Annotated in this window: 15 protein-coding genes and 2 pseudogenes; 12 read left to right on the forward strand and 5 right to left on the reverse strand. The window is 74.2% G+C overall.

Going from position 1 to position 15,325, the window contains the following annotated elements; translation table 11 throughout:
* Nucleotides 1–282 (reverse strand): annotated as a pseudogene (locus tag DTB53_RS01150) (hypothetical protein); the annotation flags it as partial.
* 264 nt (nt 283–546) lie between these two features.
* On the opposite strand from DTB53_RS01150, the gene DTB53_RS01155 reads away from it, so the two are divergent.
* From DTB53_RS01155 to DTB53_RS01175, 5 genes are all read left to right on the forward strand, one after another.
* Nucleotides 547–1,407, forward strand: coding sequence for a DeoR/GlpR family DNA-binding transcription regulator (locus DTB53_RS01155; RefSeq protein WP_012382023.1), 861 nt, complete (start codon nt 547–549; stop codon nt 1,405–1,407).
* A 66-nt stretch (nt 1,408–1,473) separates the two neighbouring features.
* The gene (locus DTB53_RS01160; protein WP_003970864.1) at nt 1,474–1,920 is read left to right on the forward strand and encodes an SRPBCC family protein; all 447 of its coding nucleotides are present in this window, start codon (nt 1,474–1,476) and stop codon (nt 1,918–1,920) included.
* Nucleotides 1,921–2,083: 163 nt separating this feature from the next.
* Complete coding sequence (locus tag DTB53_RS01165) at nt 2,084–4,114, forward strand: hypothetical protein (RefSeq protein WP_012382022.1); 2,031 nt, start codon at nt 2,084–2,086, stop codon at nt 4,112–4,114.
* Between the two features lie 102 nt (nt 4,115–4,216).
* Entirely contained in the window at nt 4,217–5,782 is a 1,566-nt protein-coding gene (locus DTB53_RS01170; RefSeq protein ID WP_012382021.1) for an SDR family oxidoreductase, read from the forward strand.
* Nucleotides 5,783–5,843: 61 nt separating this feature from the next.
* Complete coding sequence (locus DTB53_RS01175) at nt 5,844–6,323, forward strand: SRPBCC family protein (RefSeq protein WP_012382020.1); 480 nt, start codon at nt 5,844–5,846, stop codon at nt 6,321–6,323.
* Nucleotides 6,324–6,342: 19 nt separating this feature from the next.
* Here DTB53_RS01175 and cds1 read toward each other — a convergent pair whose 3' ends face one another.
* Nucleotides 6,343–7,476, reverse strand: a complete 1,134-nt coding sequence (gene cds1 / locus DTB53_RS01180) for an L-cysteine desulfhydrase Cds1 (RefSeq protein ID WP_012382019.1) — start codon at nt 7,474–7,476, stop codon at nt 6,343–6,345.
* Between the two features lie 235 nt (nt 7,477–7,711).
* Between cds1 and DTB53_RS01185 the strand changes: the two genes are divergently transcribed.
* The 4 genes from DTB53_RS01185 (at nt 7,712) to DTB53_RS01200 (ending at nt 10,253) form a co-directional block, all read left to right on the forward strand.
* On the forward strand, nt 7,712–8,029 hold the full coding sequence (locus DTB53_RS01185; RefSeq protein WP_003970859.1) for a hypothetical protein: 318 nt from the start codon (nt 7,712–7,714) through the stop codon (nt 8,027–8,029).
* A 256-nt stretch (nt 8,030–8,285) separates the two neighbouring features.
* Nucleotides 8,286–8,804, forward strand: coding sequence for an ATP-binding protein (locus DTB53_RS01190; RefSeq protein WP_003970858.1), 519 nt, complete (start codon nt 8,286–8,288; stop codon nt 8,802–8,804).
* A gap of 287 nt (nt 8,805–9,091) precedes the next feature.
* Nucleotides 9,092–9,661 carry a TetR/AcrR family transcriptional regulator gene (locus DTB53_RS01195; protein WP_236586432.1) on the forward strand — a complete coding sequence of 190 codons (570 nt, stop codon included), beginning with the start codon at nt 9,092–9,094 and terminating at the stop codon, nt 9,659–9,661.
* A gap of 10 nt (nt 9,662–9,671) precedes the next feature.
* Nucleotides 9,672–10,253, forward strand: a complete 582-nt coding sequence (locus DTB53_RS01200) for a DUF4865 family protein (protein ID WP_012382017.1) — start codon at nt 9,672–9,674, stop codon at nt 10,251–10,253.
* Nucleotides 10,254–10,308: 55 nt separating this feature from the next.
* On the opposite strand, the gene DTB53_RS01205 is transcribed toward DTB53_RS01200, so the two are convergent.
* Complete coding sequence (locus DTB53_RS01205) at nt 10,309–11,523, reverse strand: ROK family protein (protein WP_012382016.1); 1,215 nt, start codon at nt 11,521–11,523, stop codon at nt 10,309–10,311.
* Between the two features lie 239 nt (nt 11,524–11,762).
* Between DTB53_RS01205 and DTB53_RS01210 the strand changes: the two genes are divergently transcribed.
* From DTB53_RS01210 to DTB53_RS01220, 3 genes are all read left to right on the forward strand, one after another.
* On the forward strand, nt 11,763–12,893 hold the full coding sequence (locus DTB53_RS01210; protein WP_012382015.1) for an MFS transporter: 1,131 nt from the start codon (nt 11,763–11,765) through the stop codon (nt 12,891–12,893).
* A gap of 114 nt (nt 12,894–13,007) precedes the next feature.
* Entirely contained in the window at nt 13,008–13,373 is a 366-nt protein-coding gene (locus DTB53_RS01215; RefSeq protein WP_003970853.1) for an SCO4225 family membrane protein, read from the forward strand.
* 32 nt (nt 13,374–13,405) lie between these two features.
* Nucleotides 13,406–14,161, forward strand: a complete 756-nt coding sequence (locus DTB53_RS01220; protein ID WP_012382013.1) for a maleylpyruvate isomerase family mycothiol-dependent enzyme — start codon at nt 13,406–13,408, stop codon at nt 14,159–14,161.
* 39 nt (nt 14,162–14,200) lie between these two features.
* On the opposite strand, the pseudogene DTB53_RS01225 reads toward DTB53_RS01220, so the two are convergent.
* Nucleotides 14,201–14,404 (reverse strand): annotated as a pseudogene (locus DTB53_RS01225) (helix-turn-helix domain-containing protein); the annotation flags it as partial.
* A 134-nt stretch (nt 14,405–14,538) separates the two neighbouring features.
* Complete coding sequence (locus DTB53_RS01230) at nt 14,539–15,270, reverse strand: TetR/AcrR family transcriptional regulator (protein WP_012382012.1); 732 nt, start codon at nt 15,268–15,270, stop codon at nt 14,539–14,541.
* Between the last annotated feature and the right edge of the window lie 55 nt (nt 15,271–15,325).

A 15,325-nucleotide genomic window follows, 5' to 3' on the forward strand; every position in this document is an offset into this window, starting at 1 on the left:
CGCGGAGCCGTTGCCGGAGGTGAGGCCGGACCAGCAGTACGCCTCGGCGACGGGCTCGTCCCGGTAGCGCTCGGGGTGCTTCTCGCCGTGGGCGTCCTCGGTGCGCCGGTAGACGGCCGCGGTCTCGTCCCCGGTGACCCGGACGGTACGGGGGTCGCCCAGCATCTCCTGCGGGGTGGCGCCGCCGACCCCGTGGACGAGCAGTTCCAGTGCGGTCCCGGTGTGCCGCGGGGACGGGGAGGCGGGCGGGGACGCGGGCGGGGGCGGGGCGGCAGGAGCCAAGGGGGAACTCTCTCTCGGGCGCGCCGGCCTCGCGGCCGACGGAGATGTGCTCAGGAGCGGATGGTGCGGGGCCGGGACGTCGTGGGCTCCGGGCGTGGTGACCCGCCGGTCGTGGAGTCCAAGGATTCCGGGCGCGGGGCGGGCGCGTGAAGCGGTCTCACGGAATCTCCCCAGGTGATACGCCGGACATGCCTGCGTGGCAGGATGAGCGTGTCGCGCAGACCGCTGCGGACCGTACGGCAGAGGGAAGGACCGGGCCCGGCGTTGAGCGAGAATCAGAACCTGCTCGCGGAGCAGCGACGCGCGCTGATCCTCGACGAGGTGCGCAGGCGTGGTGGGGTCCGGGTCAACGAGCTGACCCGGAAGCTGAACGTCTCCGACATGACGATCCGCCGGGACCTGGACGCGCTGGACCGGCAGGGCGTGATCGAGAAGGTCCACGGCGGCGCGGTCCCGGTCGTCGAGGCGAGTACGCACGAGCCCGGGTTCGAGGCGAAGTCGGCGCTGGAGCTGAGCGCCAAGGAGGACATCGCGCGGGCGGCGGCGGCGTTGGCGGTGCCCGGCAGCGCGATCGCGCTCTCGGGCGGGACGACGACCTTCGCGCTGGCCCGGCATCTGCTGGACGTGCCGGATCTGACGGTGGTGACCAACTCGGTGCGGGTGGCCGACGTGTTCCATGACGCGCAGCGTCCGGCCGGGGGGCGCGGCGCCCGGCCCGGGGCGGCGACGGTGGTGCTGACGGGCGGGGTGCGCACGCCCTCGGACTCGTTGGTCGGGCCGGTCGCGGACCGGGCCGTCGACTCGCTCCACTTCGATGTGCTGTTCCTCGGTGTGCACGGGATCTCGGCCGAGGCCGGGCTCTCGACGCCCAACCTCGCGGAGGCGGAGACCAACCGCCGTTTCGTCCGGGCCGCGCGCCGGATCGTGGTGGTGGCCGACCACACCAAGTGGGGCACGGTGGGCCTGAGTTCCTTCGCCGCGCTGGAGGAGGTCGACACGTTCGTCACGGACGCCGGACTGGCTCCGCGGACGCGCGCGGAGATCGAGGAGCATCTGCCGGGTCTGCTGGTGGCGGGCGACGTTCCCACCGGATCCGCCGACGCTCCGCCCGCCACCGAGGGCTGAGGCGGGGCGCCCCGGGCCGCGTTCGCCCCGGGCGCGGGCCGGCCGGGGAGGCCATAGGATCGTGGGGTGGCCGTCTTCCGGATCGAGCGCTTCTCCCCTCTCCCCGCAGCCGAGGCCTGGCGTCGGGTGACCGACTGGGAACGGCACGGCGCGCAGGTGCCGTTGACGGTGATCTCGGTGCCGACCGGCCTTCCCTCGCGGCTCGGGACGGTCTTCGTGGCGCGTACGGGTCTGGGCCCGCTGGCGTTCGACGATCCGATGGAAGTGGTGCGGTGGACGCCGCCCGCCGGGGGCCGGGCCGGGGTCTGCCGGTTGGAGAAGCGGGGGTCCGTGGTGCTGGGCCGGGCGTCGATCGACGTGCTTCCCACGGGTTCCGGTTCCCATGTGGTCTGGGTCGAGGAACTGCGGGTGCGGCTGGTGCCCCGGTGGGGTGATCCGCTGCTCGCCTCCGCCGGGCGGCGGATGTTCGGCGGGGTCCTGGACGCCCTGCTCGCCTCCCCCGGCGACCGGTAGGACCGCCGGGCCGTCGCCACGCGCCTCACTCCTTCCGGCCTGCCTCCCCGGGAGGATCGTGAACGACCGGGTGGCCGATTCGGTGCGGGTGATGTGACCGTCACACGATTGACTCGTTTGTCGGTAGGACAGCCCCGTCACGGCCCCGGAAGGCACCCATCTCATGCCGATCCTCCCACCGCAGCAGCGGACCGACCCACACCCCGACCGCACGGGAGTGCGGCAGGCCGAGGCCGCCCTCGTGGAGCACTATCCCCGCCTGGTGCGGCTCGCCTACGTCGTCCTGCCGCCGTCGCTCGGGCGGCACCGCCGGGTCCTGGCCGCGCACGCCGTCGTCCAGCGGGCCCTGCCCGCCGCCGGGAGCCGCGTGCGCGTCCCCCGCGTTCCGGCCCAGTCCCGCCGGTCGGGCGCTCCGCAGGGCGCCGAGCCCGCGCCGGAGGGCGCCGGAGCGGAGCAGGGCCCCTCGGGCGCCGCGTACGGGTGGATGCGGCTGCGGGTGCTGCGAGCGGCGCTGGCCCACGAGCGGCGGCCCCGCTGGTGGCCCGGGCGGCTCCCGGCTCCGGCCGCGCTGCGTCCCGCCGTGCCGGTGGTGTGGGGGCTGCGGCTGTTCCCCCGGGCGGGCGGCGTCGACGAACTGGCCCTGGACCGGGCCCTGTCCACGGTGGACGGAGCGGTCCGGGCGGCGTTCGCCCTGCAGTTGCTGGAGGGCCTCGACGCGTCCGGGGCCAGGGAGCTGCTGGCCGGTGCGGCGGTGGCGGATCCGGGGGACGCGGTGCGCCGGGCGGCCCGGCTGGGCAGGCCGGACCGGGCCGGGGCGCGGGCGATGCTCTGGTCCGGCGAGTTCGACCCGTGCACCGTCCAGACCCGCCCGAGCGACCTGCTGCGGCGCAGGCACCGGGTGCGGGCGGTGGCGGCGGCCGCGGCGCTGTGCGTCGTGGCGGGAGGCCTGGCGTTCGCCGTCGACGCGGGGACGCGGCCCGCGGACGACGGCCGGGGCCCGGCCGGGGTGGCGGCCCCGGCACTCGATCCGGCGCGGCTGCTGCGGACGTCGCCGGACCGGTGGGCGGACACCTCACGCGTCGACTTCACCGCCTGGCCGGCCAGGGGCGGGCGGACGGACGACAACGCACTGCTGGGCCGGGCGCTGCGGGCCTGGGCCGAGCCGCCGGAGTCGGTCCGGGTCTCCACCACGCCGGGCACGGCCGCGGTGCCGCCCGCCGAGCCGCCCCAGCTGCTGTTCGCCGACGAGGTGGACGGGGCGGCCGTGGTGCTGTTCCACGACCACGCCGACCGGGTGGTGCGCTACGCGGAGCCGCTGTCCGGGTCCGGCGGGGCGGCGCTCGACTTCGCCCGCACCGATGACGCGGACGTGACGACGGGTGCGGCGGTCGTCGTCAGTCGTACGGCCGACGCGGCGCGGTTCCTGCTCGCCCCCTGGATCGCGGAGTCCACCACCCGGGACCTGCTCGCTCCCGATACGCCCGGGCGGCCGTTGGAGGTGGACCCGGACGGCGTCACCGCCGCAGTGCCCCGGCCCGGCGCGGGCGGCGCGTGCGACGCCTGGCCGGTGATCCAGCTGCGCTCCTCCGAACGGATCGTGGAGAAGCACGCGTTCCTGCTGACGGACCTGGGCGAGCCGGCCCCCACGCATCTCACGTACATGCCGAAGCCCGGCCGGGGGACGCCGGCCCGTCAGCCGCGCGAGGCGACGGGGCCCGACGCGCTGCTCGCCTGGGCGCGCACGGCGTGCTCGCTGCGGGCCCTGGCCGGCTCCGGCGTCCGGTCGGTCAACAACTGGGCCTTCGCCGAGCAGAAGCTCCCCGAGGGCGGCGCGTCGGCCGACTGGGTGTGCACCCGGGCCGACACCTGGCGGGGGCCCGGCCGGGTCCTGGTGCAGTTCCTCGCGCCCGCCGCCTCTCCCGCGGCCCCGGCCGCGGTGGTCGCCGACCGTGAGGACACGGCCCTGTGCAGCAAGTTCGGGCAGCACGTCCTGGCCGCCACCCACTGGAGGGCCGGCTCCGGCCGCTGGTACGTGCTGGGTGCGGGCAGCCGGGCGGTGACAGGCATCCGGGCGACCGGGGCGGTCAGGGGCGCGGCGGGCGGGCCGACGCTCGCGGTGCGGGCGCCCCGTGACGCCGACGTGGAGCTGACGGGGTCGCTGAGCGAGGGCGGGACGCTCACGGCGGTGCACTGAGCCGACGCCTGCACCGCGGCCGTCACCGTACCGAGGGCGTCGACGCGGCCGTACGGACTCCTCGACCGGTCGAGGAAGCCGTCCGGTGCCACACTGGGGCAGGTGACGGATCTTGAGCACGGCCCCGGCGACAGCACAGGACACCCCGACGACTCCGCTCCGCTCTGCCTGGTGACCGGCGCCACCGGCTACATCGGCGGCCGGCTGGTACCCGCACTGCTCGACGCCGGGTACCGGGTGCGGGCGCTGGCCAGAACGCCGCGGAAACTGCGCGACTACCCGTGGGCCGACCGGGTCGAGGTGGTGCGCGGCGACGTCACCGACGCCGACTCCCTGGCGGCGGCGATGCGGGGCGTCCACGTGGCGTACTACCTGGTGCACGCGCTCGGCACCGGTTCGGACTTCGAGCGGACCGACCGCGAGGCGGCCCGGACCTTCGGAGAGCGGGCGCGGGCGGCGAACGTGCGCCGGATCGTGTACCTGGGCGGGCTGACTCCGGCGGGGGTTCCGGAGAAGGAGCTGTCGCCGCACCTGCGTTCGCGGGCCGAGGTGGGCCACCTCCTGCTGGCCTCCGAGGTGCCGACGGCGGTACTGCGCGCGGCGATCGTCATCGGTTCCGGATCCGCCTCGTTCGAGATGCTGCGGTATCTCACGGAGCGGCTGCCGCTGATGGTCACCCCGAGCTGGGTGCGGACCCGGATCCAGCCGGTGGCCGTCCGGGACGTGATCCGCTATCTGGTGGGCTGCGCGGAGCTGCCGGCCGGGGTGAACCGGTCCTTCGACATCGGAGGCCCCGACGTCATGACGTACCGGGACATGATGCAGCGCTACGCGGCGGTGGCGGGGCTGCGGCCGCGCGTGATCCTGCCGGTGCCGGTGCTGACCCCGACGCTCTCCAGCCGCTGGGTCGGTCTGGTGACCCCGGTGCCCAGCTCCATCGCCCGGCCGCTCACGGAGTCACTGCGCCACGAGGTGGTGTGCCGGGAGCACGACATCAAGGAGTACGTCCCCGATCCGCCGGACGGGACCATCGGCTTCGACCGGGCGCTGCGGCTGGCGCTGAAGCGGATCCAGGAGGCGCGGGTCGACACCCGCTGGTCCAACGCCTCGGTACCCGGAGCGCCGAGCGACCCGCTGCCCACCGACCCGGACTGGGCGGGCGGCAGCCTCTACCGCGACGAGCGGGAGATGGCCGTTCCGGTCGGGCCGGAGGCGCTGTGGCGGGTGATCGAGGGCATCGGCGGGGAGAACGGCTGGTACTCCTTCCCGCTGGCCTGGGCGGTACGCGGCTGGCTCGACCGGCTCGTCGGCGGGGTGGGGCTGCGGCGCGGCCGACGGGACGCCCAGCACCTGCGGGTGGGCGACTCGCTCGACTTCTGGCGGGTGGAGGAGATCGTACCGGGCCAACTGCTGCGGCTGCGGGCCGAGATGCGGGTCCCCGGCCTGGCCTGGCTGGAGCTGTCGGTGCGGAGCGACGAGCGGGGCCGGACGGTGTACGGGCAGCGCGCCCTGTTCCATCCGCGCGGGCTGTTCGGCCACGCCTACTGGTGGAGCGTGTGGCCCTTCCACTCGGTGGTGTTCGGCGGGATGGCGCGCAACATCTCCGAGGCGGCGGCGGCCGAGGAGAAACGGCGTGCGTCGATGGCCGACAGTGGTACAGACAACTGACGGTCCGAGCACTATCGTGTGCCCGGCTCCACACACCGCAGACCGCCGGGAGGTGCACGCGATGGCACGCCTACTCCGTACCGTGGGACGGGAGTTCGTCGATTCCGCGCCGATTCGTCTGGTGTTCGCCGCCGAGGTGTCCGCTCCGCCGGACGTGGTGTACCGCGCACTCGCCGACGACGTGCCGTCCTGGCCGTCGTGGTTCACCGCCGTCACCCAGGCCACGCCCACCGAGGACGGCGCGGGCCGCGAGGTGCGGCTGCGGGGCGGGGTCAGGTTCCGCGAGACGATCGTGGCCGCCGAACCGGACACGTGCTACGCCTACCGGGCCGACGAGTCCAACGCACCGGGTCTCCGGGCCCTGCTGGAGGAGTGGCGGCTCGCTCCGGAGGGGTCCGGTACCCGGGTGCAGTGGACCTTCGCCGCCGACGGGACGGGGCTGTTCCGCCTGGTGCTGAGCCTCGCGCGGGCCGGGGTGGGCCGGTCCTTCCGGGACGCCGTGCGCCGCCTGGACGCCCGGCTGGCGGCGACGACGCCCTGAGGCGGGCGGCCACCGGGCCTCAGCAGGGCCAGGTGCCGGTGGCGAGGAAGTCGTCGATGGCGGCGGTGTACGGGGCGATGTCCAGGCCCTGTTCCTCCAGCCACGAGTCGGAGTAGTACTTGTCCAGGTAGCGGTCGCCGGGGTCGCACAGCAGCGTGACGACGCTCCCCCGCTCGCCCCGCTCCACCATCTCGGCGATCAGTTTGAACGCGCTCCACAGTCCGGTGCCCGTGGATCCACCCGCCTTGCGGCCGATGGCGCGCTCCAGGGCGCGGACGGCGGCGACGCTGGCGGCGTCGGGCACCTTCATCATGCGGTCGATGGCGCCGGGCACGAAGCTGGGCTCCATGCGCGGGCGGCCGATGCCCTCGATGCGCGAGCCGCGGTCGCTGGTGGCGAGCGGGTCGTGGTGGGTCCAGCCGTCGAAGAAACAGGAGTTCTCCGGGTCGGGGACACAGACACGGGTGTCGTGCTGGAGGTAGTGGACGTAGCGGGCGATGGTCGCCGAGGTGCCGCCGGTCCCGGCGGTGGCGACGATCCAGGCGGGCTCCGGATAGCGCTCCAGCCGAAGCTGCTGGTAGATCGACTCCGCGATGTTGTTGTTGCCGCGCCAGTCGGTGGCGCGCTCCGCGTAGGTGAATTGGTCCATGTAGTGCCCGCCGGTCTCGGTGGCGAGCGCGGCGGACTGTTCGTACATGGTGCGCGAGTCGTCCACGAAGTGGCACCGCCCGCCGTGGAATTCGATGAGCCGGGTCTTCTCCGGGCTGGTGGTGCGCGGCATCACGGCGATGAACGGCACGCCGATCAGTTTGGCGAAGTACGCCTCCGACACGGCGGTCGAGCCGCTGGAGGCCTCGATGACCGGCCGGTCGGGCCGAATCCATCCGTTGCAGAGCCCGTACAGGAACAGCGAGCGGGCGAGACGGTGCTTGAGGCTGCCGGTGGGGTGCGTCGACTCGTCCTTGAGGTAGAGGTCGATGCCCCATGTCTCGGGCAGCGGGAAGCGCAGCAGGTGGGTGTCGGCGGAACGGTTCGCGTCGGCCTGGACCTTGCGGACGGCCTCCTTCAGCCAGGCCCGGTACTCCGGGTCGCTGCGGTCGACGTCCACCGTCGCCCTGGCCCCGTGCCCGGCTGCGTGCTCACTGGTGTCCATGGGCCTGCTCCTGTTGGTCGTCGATCCGATGCTCGCGCCTCCACGATATGCACCCCACCTGCGCAAACGGTCACTTTGATGGCCCATAGCGCTGCCTTTGACCACGGCCCGCGGGGGCGGCGCCGGCGAGCGGTGCGGGCCGGGGACCGTCCTGCTCGGGGGCCCTCTGGCGGTCCGGCCCGCGCCCGGGCACACTGCACATCAGGAAGAGGTGCCGAAGGGGGGCGAATCCGCCATGGCGGACGTCGAGTTCAGTGCGTCGGGGGTCAGGATCGAGCGGTTCACCAGGTCGCTGACCAGGGCTGGTCAGGTGGTGGTCAAGGACGGGCGGCTGTCGCTGCTCACGAGCAACGGGCGGGAGATCGACAGCGCTCCCGTGGGCACGGTCAGCGCCCGCAAGTGGTGGTTCATCGCGGCCGATTCCGTCATCGCCCGGGTGAACGGGGTGCGCTACCGGTTGACGATGGGGCAGCGCAGCCGCAGACGTGACGGGGCGGCTCCGCTGCGGCGCTTCCTGGAGGCTCTGCGCCACGCGCGCGGACGCCGGGACTGACCGGGCCGGCGGGGCCCGGCGGACCGGTTCGCGGACCGCGGGGTTCCGCCGCGAGTTGCGGAGCCGTATCCCCTGGGCCACGCTGGTCCCATGTCACTGAAGGTGCACCCGCGGTGACAGAGCGATCCGCTCCGCGGAGCGGATCGTGCGACACGAGCAGACACGACAAGAGCAGAGCGGATTCGGCAGTCAGTCGTCCGCCGGCTCCGTTCGTTTCTCTTCTCTTCTTCCGGACCTATTTCGGGGAGTCGCAGCCGTGATCAGCGAGCCAAGCAGGCACTGCACGGTGGAGCTCCAGGCCCTGCCGTCGCGGATCGGTCAGGTCCGCAGAATCATTTCGGCGCAACTGCGCTACTGGCATCTCGATCCTCTGATCGACCAGGCGGCCCTGGGCGTCACCGAGCTTCTCACCAATGTTCACCGGCACGCACAGCCGGACAAGTCATGCACCGTCGACATCGAGCTGCTGCTCGACCGTCTCACGGTCTCCGTCCACGACCACGACCCGCGCCTGCCCACGGTGAACGAGGCGGACTCGTTCGCCACCTCGGGGCGGGGGCTGGCCCTGATCGCCGCCGTCAGCGAGAGCTGGGGCGTGCGGCCGATCGGCTCGGCCGGCAAGGCCGTCTGGTTCACCCTGCCCGCGGCCACCGGCGCCTCGACCCTGCCACCGCTCGCGGTCTACGGGTCGATGACCGACGGGCCGTTCGGGGCCGTGACCATCACCCCCGACGACATCGTGGCCGTGCCCGCCCGGTCGGCCGTGGTCGGCTGAGACGGAACGGACGGGCCCGGGGTCGGCGGTGTGCGGCGGACCGGCTTCGCGCCGCCCGCCGCACACCGTTGGGGACCGGGTGGTCAGGGCGCGTCGCCCCGTTCCGCGTGCTGGACGAGCAGTTCGGCCGGATCGCGGGCGGCGGCAAGACATGACCACCGGGCGGCCGTGCGCGTACTCCGAAGAGAGCAGCCGGAGCGTTCCGGTCGCTTTCGAGCCTGCCGGAGGCGGCCACGCACCGGCGTAGCCCCTCCCCTTCTGTACCTACTGGTATGTACACTCCCGTCATGAGCACCCCGGACCGGCTGATCGAGGCCACGCAGGAGCTCCTGTGGGAGCGCGGCTATGTGGGCACCAGCCCCAAGGCCATTCAGCGGCTGGCCGGCGCCGGCCAGGGCAGCATGTACCACCACTTCAGCGGGAAGTCCGAGCTGGCGCTCGCCGCCGTCACCCGCACCGCCGAGGAGATGCGCCGGACCGCCGGGCTGTCGCTGGACGGCCCCGGGAGCGCGTACGAGCGGATCGCGGCGTATCTGCTGCGCGAGCGCGACGTGCTGCGCGGCTGCCCGGTGGGGCGGCTGACGATGGACCCGGAGGTCGTCGCCGACGAGGCGCTGCGCGCACCGGTGGACGCCACGCTCGCATGGCTGCGCGGCCGGATCGCGGCGATCGTCCAGGAGGGGGTGGACGGGGGCGAGTTCGTCCCCGGGACCGATCCGGCGCCGGTCGCGGCGGCCGTCGTCGCCACGGTGCAGGGCGGCTATGTGCTGGCCCGCGCCTCGGGTTCGTCCGCCGCGTTCGACCGTGCGGTGGAAGGCCTGCTCTCGCTGCTCGCCGCCCGTACCCGACAGATCTGAGGAGTTCCGCGTGCAGGCCATGAGTTACGAGATCACGCTCCCGTCCGACTACGACATGGGTATCGTCCGCGCCCGGGTCGCGGCCAAGGGCCATCTCCTCGACGACTTCCCCGGGCTCGGCCTCAAGGCCTATCTGATCCGGGAGCGCGGCGCGGGGTCGCCGGTGAACCAGTACGCGCCGTTCTACCTGTGGAACGCCCCGGAGGGGATGAACGCCTTTCTGTGGGGTCCCGGATTCCAGGGTCTGGTCGACGACTTCGGACGCCCCGAGGTCCAGCACTGGGCGGGCCTGGCCTACGAGGAGGGGCCCTCCGCCGGGGCGCTCCCCCGCGCGGCCGTCCGGCTGCGGCAGTCGGTGCCCGCCCGGATGCGGCCCGCCGACGCCGTCGGGGCGGCGCTGGAGGAGACCCGCCGCACCGCCGCTCTGCCCGGGGTGGTCGCGACCGCGCTGGCGGTGGATCCGTGCCGCTGGGAACTGGTGCACTTCACCCTGTGGGAGCGGCCGGAGCCCGGGGCACCGGGCGAGCTCTACGAGGTGCTGCACGTGTCGTCGCCGGAGGCCGACCGGCTGCGGCGGGGACCCCAGTGGTGAACGGCGCGTAGGCGGCCCGCCCGGAGGAGTGCGGGCCGCACGCCCGGGCGGGGCGTCAGGCCAGTGCCCCGAGCGGGTCGTCGAGGACCGGCTGCCAGGCCAGTTCGGCGGCGCCCACCAGGCTGTTGTGGGCCAGGGTGCAGGGGAGGATGGGCACGCTGCCGCTGCGCCCCCACAGGCTCCGGTCGGCGACGACGGCGCGCAGGCGCTCCGGGTCCGCCTCCAGCAGGTCGCGGTGGAGGCCGCCGAGGATGATCCGGTCCGGGTTGAGGATGTTGACCAGCCCGGCGAGCCCCAGGCCCAGGCGGTCGATCAGTGCCTCGGCGGCGTTCCGTACGGCGGGGTCCTCGTACTCAGCGCGGAGGAGATTCCCGGCCTGCTTGAGGAGGGACTCCTCGGGACCCGGTTCACGGCGGGCGGTGGTGAGGAAGGCCAGCGGGTCGGTCTCCACGTCGAGGCAGCCGCGCCCGCCGCAGTGGCAGGGGCGCCCCTCGGGGTTCACGGTGAGATGCCCCACTTCCAGCGCGAGGCCCGAACTCCCGCTGTGCAGGCGGCCGTCGAGGACGAGCGCCCCGCCGACGCCACGATGGCCGGTGGCCACGCACAGGAGGTGCTGGGCGCCGCGGCCGGCGCCGTGCCGGTGCTCGGCCAGCGCGGTGAGGTTGACGTCGTTTCCGGTGAACGCGGGTCCGGTGATGCCCGCCGCACGCACGCAGGCGGCGAAGATGTCCCGGACCGGGGAGCCCGCGGGCCAGGCGATGTGCAGCGGGTTGAGGGCGGTGCCCTCCGGCTCGGCGACGGCGGACGGCACCGCGAGCCCGGCCCCGACACAGCGCAGGCCGCTCTCGCGCAGCAGCCCCGCGCCCGCCTCCACGACCTCGCCGAGCACCTGGGCCGGGTCGGCCATCACCGCGACGCAGCCGGGCGAGGTGGCGACGATCCGGCCGCCGAGCCCGACGAGCGCGGCCCGGAACCCGTCGGCGTGCACCTGGGCGGCGAGGACGACGGGGCCGGTCTCCAGGACGGACAGCCGGTGCGAGGGGCGGCCCTGGGATCCGGCCGCCGACCCGGGGCTGGAGTCCACCCGGATCAGCCCGAGCGCCTCCAGTTCCGCGGCGACCGCCCCGGCGGTGGCGCGGGTGACGCCGAGTTCGGAGGTGAGCACGGCCCGGGTGGGGGCGCGTCCGGTGTGGACCAGTTCCAGTGCGGGTCCGAGCGCGCTGCGGCCCCTCTCCAACTTCGTCCGGGTGGTGGTCGCCTTGCCGTTCATGGGGGCGAGTCTCCCATGATCCGGAGCCGTCCCGGACGCCCAGGGCATGCCCGGGGATCCCCTCCGGGCCACGGCCGGGCCCTCGCCGTCCGCGGCGCGCAGCGGTGTTGCGCCGGTCGCCGGAGCGCCCCTATGCTGAGTTTGTGCCGCAACTAAACAAACTGCGGACGGCCCTACCGGGGGGACCTGGCGGAGACACCGCCCCACCCTCGTCGGCCCGCCTCCGTACCGCGCTGACCGTGTTCTTCGCCCTCGACGGGTTCCTCTTCGCCGGCTGGGTGGTCCGCATCCCGGCCATCAAGCAGCAGACCGGAGCCTCCGCCTCCACCCTCGGCCTCGCCCTGCTCGGCGTCTCCGCCGGGGCGGTCGTCACCATGATGCTCACCGGCCGGCTCTGCCGCCGCTACGGCAGCCATGCCGTCACCGTGGTGTGCGGCGTCCTGCTCCCCCTGAGCATCGCCCTGCCCGCCCAGACCCACTCGGCGCTCTCCCTCGGCCTCGTGCTGCTGGTCTTCGGAGCCGCGTACGGCGGGATGAACGTGGCGATGAACAGTGCCGCCGTCGACCTGGTCGCCGAGCTGCGCAGGCCCGTGATGCCGAGCTTCCACGCGGCGTTCAGCCTGGGCGGCATGGTCGGCGCCGGGCTCGGCGGACTGGTCGCGGGAGGCCTCGCCGCCTCCACCCACCTCTTCCTGCTGGCCGGGATCGGCCTGCTGGTGACCGCTTTCGCCGGGCCCGCCCTGCTGCGCCACCGCCCGGCCCCCACCGCCCCGCGGGCCGTCGCCCGGCAAGCGCCGAAACAGCGGCTGTCGCCGCGGGCCCGCCGCGTCGTGGCCCTCTTCGGTGTGATCGCCCTGTGCACGGCGTACGGGGAAGGGGCGCTCGCCGACTGGGGCGCGCTGCACCTGGAACAGGATCTGGGCGCGCACCCCGGGCTCGCCGCCGCCGGCTACGCCCTGTTCGCCCTGACGATGACGGCGGGCCGGCTGACCGGGACCCTGCTCCTGGAACGGCTCGGCCAGACCCGCACCCTGGTCCTCGGCGGCGCGACGGCCTCGGCCGGAATGCTGCTGGGCTCACTGGCGCCGACCGCCTGGCTGGCGCTGGCCGGGTTCGCGGTCACCGGACTCGGGCTCGCCAACATCTTCCCCGTCGCGGTGGGACGCGCGGGCGAACTGGCCGGTCCCGGCGGCGTCGCCGCGGCCTCGACGCTCGGCTACGGCGGGATGCTGCTCGGCCCGCCCGCGATCGGCTTCCTCGCCGACTGGTTCTCGCTGCCGCTGGCCCTGACGACGGTGGCCCTGCTGGCCGCGGCGGCGGCCGCCCTGGGCTACGGTGCGCGCAACGCCACCACGGACGCGCACACCTGATCACCCGCACGCATGGTCGATTGAGTAGCCGTACTCAGGCAGGGCCCGCTCCCCGGGCGCACGATGGAGGCCTCGACCGAGCAAGAGGCAGAACGAGCAGCAGGGGAGCACACCATGAAGCGCCTGACCGACCACCCGCACCTGAACACCCTGGTCCGGCTGACCTTCCGCAACACCGCTTCCCTGATCTACCTGGGGCTGGTGCTCGCGGCGACGCTGTTCGTCGCCGTGGACACCCTGTTCGTCGCCCACGAGGACGCGTCGTTCTCCGGCGTCTGGCTGTTCCTCCTCGCGGCCCCGACCGTCTTCCTGTTCTTCCTCGGCGGCTCCCTGGCGGGCGCCGAGGCCGGCGGGCCCGCGTGGTTCCTGGTGCTCGGCCTGGTGGTCTCGGTCCTCGTCCAGTCGCTGGCCCTGGGCTGGTTCGTCCGCCTGGTGCGGCGGGCCGGGTCGACCGGATCAGCCCACCCGCAGGGCGCCTGACGGCCCGAGCGGGGCCTGGCACAATCGCCGCCATGCAGATCGCCGAGCACATCGCGTCGTTGTCCGGGGAAGGGCGGCTGCTCGCGGCCGCCGCCGAGCGGGCCGGACCGGGGGCCTCGGTCCCGACCTGTCCCGGCTGGCAGATACGTCATCTGCTGCGGCACACCGGCATGGTGCACCGTTGGGCGGCGGCGCTCGTCGCCGAGGGGCGCACCACCTACCAGCCGGCCGGCACCGAACCCGCCCTGGACGGCACCGAACTCCTCGACTGGTTCCGCGCGGGCCACCGCCGTCTGGTCAGCACCCTGGAGGAAGCCCCCGCCGACCTGGACTGCTGGACCTTCATGCCGGCCCCCTCCCCCCTGGCGTTCTGGTCCCGCCGCCAGCTCCACGAGACGACCGTGCACCGGGTGGACGCCGAGTCCGCGCTCGGCGGCGCGCTGACCCCGGTCTCCGCGGGCCGGGCGGTCGACGGCATCGACGAGCTCCTCATCGGGTTCCACGCGCGGCCCAAGAGCAAGGTGCGCTCCACGAAGCCCCGGGTGCTGCGGGTACGGGCCCCGGACACGGACGCGACCTGGACGGTCCGGATCTCCCAGGATCCGCCCCGGGCCGTGCGGTCGGAGGCCGGGGCCGGCGCGGACGACGACGTCGACTGCGAGCTGAGCGGCACGGCCGAGGGGCTCTACCTCGCCCTCTGGAACCGACTGCCGCTCACCGCCCTCACCCTGCGCGGCGACCGCTCGGTGGCCAGGATCTGGACGGACAACTCCGCCGTCACCGGGTGAGCGCCGCCGGCCCGCGGCGGCCGGGTGCGCCTCGGCCCAGCCGAGCCGGCCGGGGCGCACCAGACCCGATTCGTAGGCGAGGAGGACGAGTTCGGCCCGGTCGCGGGCGCCGAGCTCGACCGTCGTGCGGCTGACACGGGTCTTCGCGGCGAGCGGGCTGACGACCGGTCCGCGGGCGATCTCCTCGTTCGGCAGGCCGATGCCGATCAGCGCCATCACCTCCCGCTCGGTGAGCCGGGCGAGCGAGGCGGTGGCCGTCGGCTCCCCGGTCCTGTTGTCACGCTGCCGTCGTCGCCCGAAGGGCGGCCCTGCCGCCTGCCCCGCGGGGCAGGCGGCAGTCTGACGACAGGCCCGAGGGGTATTGATCACGAGCGTTGTCAACGCTGGTGGGGCTCGACCTCGACGGCGCGCAGGCCAACCGAGCGGGCCAGCTCACCGGCGGCCTGCCGGAACAGCGGCTCGCGCGCCTCGACGACCCGGTTGAACTGGCCGAACAGCTCGAAGGAGATCAGGCCGAACAGCTGCGCCCAGGCGGCGACCAGAGCGGCCACGGCCGCGGGGGGAACGCCCTCGGCGAACTCGGCGGTCATCCGTTCCGCGTCGGAGCGCAGCTCAGGGGCGAGAGGAGGCACCGCGAGTTCCTCGGCCCGGGACGCGGTACGGACGATGTCGATGAAGACCAGGCCCACCCGGGACGCGGGCCCCACCGTGTCCATCGGGGCGATGTAGCCGGGCACGGGCGAACCGTAGATCAGCGCGTACTCATGGGGGTGGGCGAGCCCCCACTCGCGTACGGCGCAGGCCACCGCGATCCAGCGTTCGGCGTGCGGCGCCTTCCCCTCCCGCTCCTTCCCCTCCCACTCCTTCGCCGCCCGCTCCGCGACCGCGCCGATCGCGTCGAACGCGTCGACGATCAGCGCGGTGAGCAGGTCGTCCCGGCTGGGGAAGTAGCGGTACAGCGCGGAGGAGACCATGCCCAGCTCCCGGGCCACGGCCCGCAGCGAGAGCTTCGCCGCGCCCTCCGCCGCGAGCTGCTTCCTCGCCTCGTCCTTGATGGCCGCGGTCACTTCGATGCGGGCCCGTTCCCTGGCCCCTCGGATGGTGCTCATGCGCTCAGTCTGCCACGCGCCGGGATCACCGACCAGAAATGAGAGCGCACATCAA

It is taken from the genome of Streptomyces griseus, assembly GCF_900460065.1.
GTDB classification, from domain to species: domain Bacteria; phylum Actinomycetota; class Actinomycetes; order Streptomycetales; family Streptomycetaceae; genus Streptomyces; species Streptomyces griseus.

What these genes read in the sequence shown, in the direction of transcription:
- DTB53_RS01165 (WP_012382022.1), top strand. Translation starts at nt 2,084, where the DNA reads ATGCCGATCCTCCCACCGCAGCAGCGGACCGACCCACACCCCGACCGC.
- DTB53_RS01175 (WP_012382020.1), top strand. Translation starts at nt 5,844, where the DNA reads ATGGCACGCCTACTCCGTACCGTGGGACGGGAGTTCGTCGATTCCGCG.
- cds1 (WP_012382019.1), bottom strand. Translation starts at nt 7,476, where the DNA reads ATGGACACCAGTGAGCACGCAGCCGGGCACGGGGCCAGGGCGACGGTG.
- DTB53_RS01185 (WP_003970859.1), top strand. Translation starts at nt 7,712, where the DNA reads ATGGCGGACGTCGAGTTCAGTGCGTCGGGGGTCAGGATCGAGCGGTTC.
- DTB53_RS01195 (WP_236586432.1), top strand. Translation starts at nt 9,092, where the DNA reads ATGAGCACCCCGGACCGGCTGATCGAGGCCACGCAGGAGCTCCTGTGG.
- DTB53_RS01205 (WP_012382016.1), bottom strand. Translation starts at nt 11,523, where the DNA reads ATGAACGGCAAGGCGACCACCACCCGGACGAAGTTGGAGAGGGGCCGC.
- DTB53_RS01215 (WP_003970853.1), top strand. Translation starts at nt 13,008, where the DNA reads ATGAAGCGCCTGACCGACCACCCGCACCTGAACACCCTGGTCCGGCTG.
- DTB53_RS01220 (WP_012382013.1), top strand. Translation starts at nt 13,406, where the DNA reads ATGCAGATCGCCGAGCACATCGCGTCGTTGTCCGGGGAAGGGCGGCTG.
- DTB53_RS01230 (WP_012382012.1), bottom strand. Translation starts at nt 15,270, where the DNA reads ATGAGCACCATCCGAGGGGCCAGGGAACGGGCCCGCATCGAAGTGACC.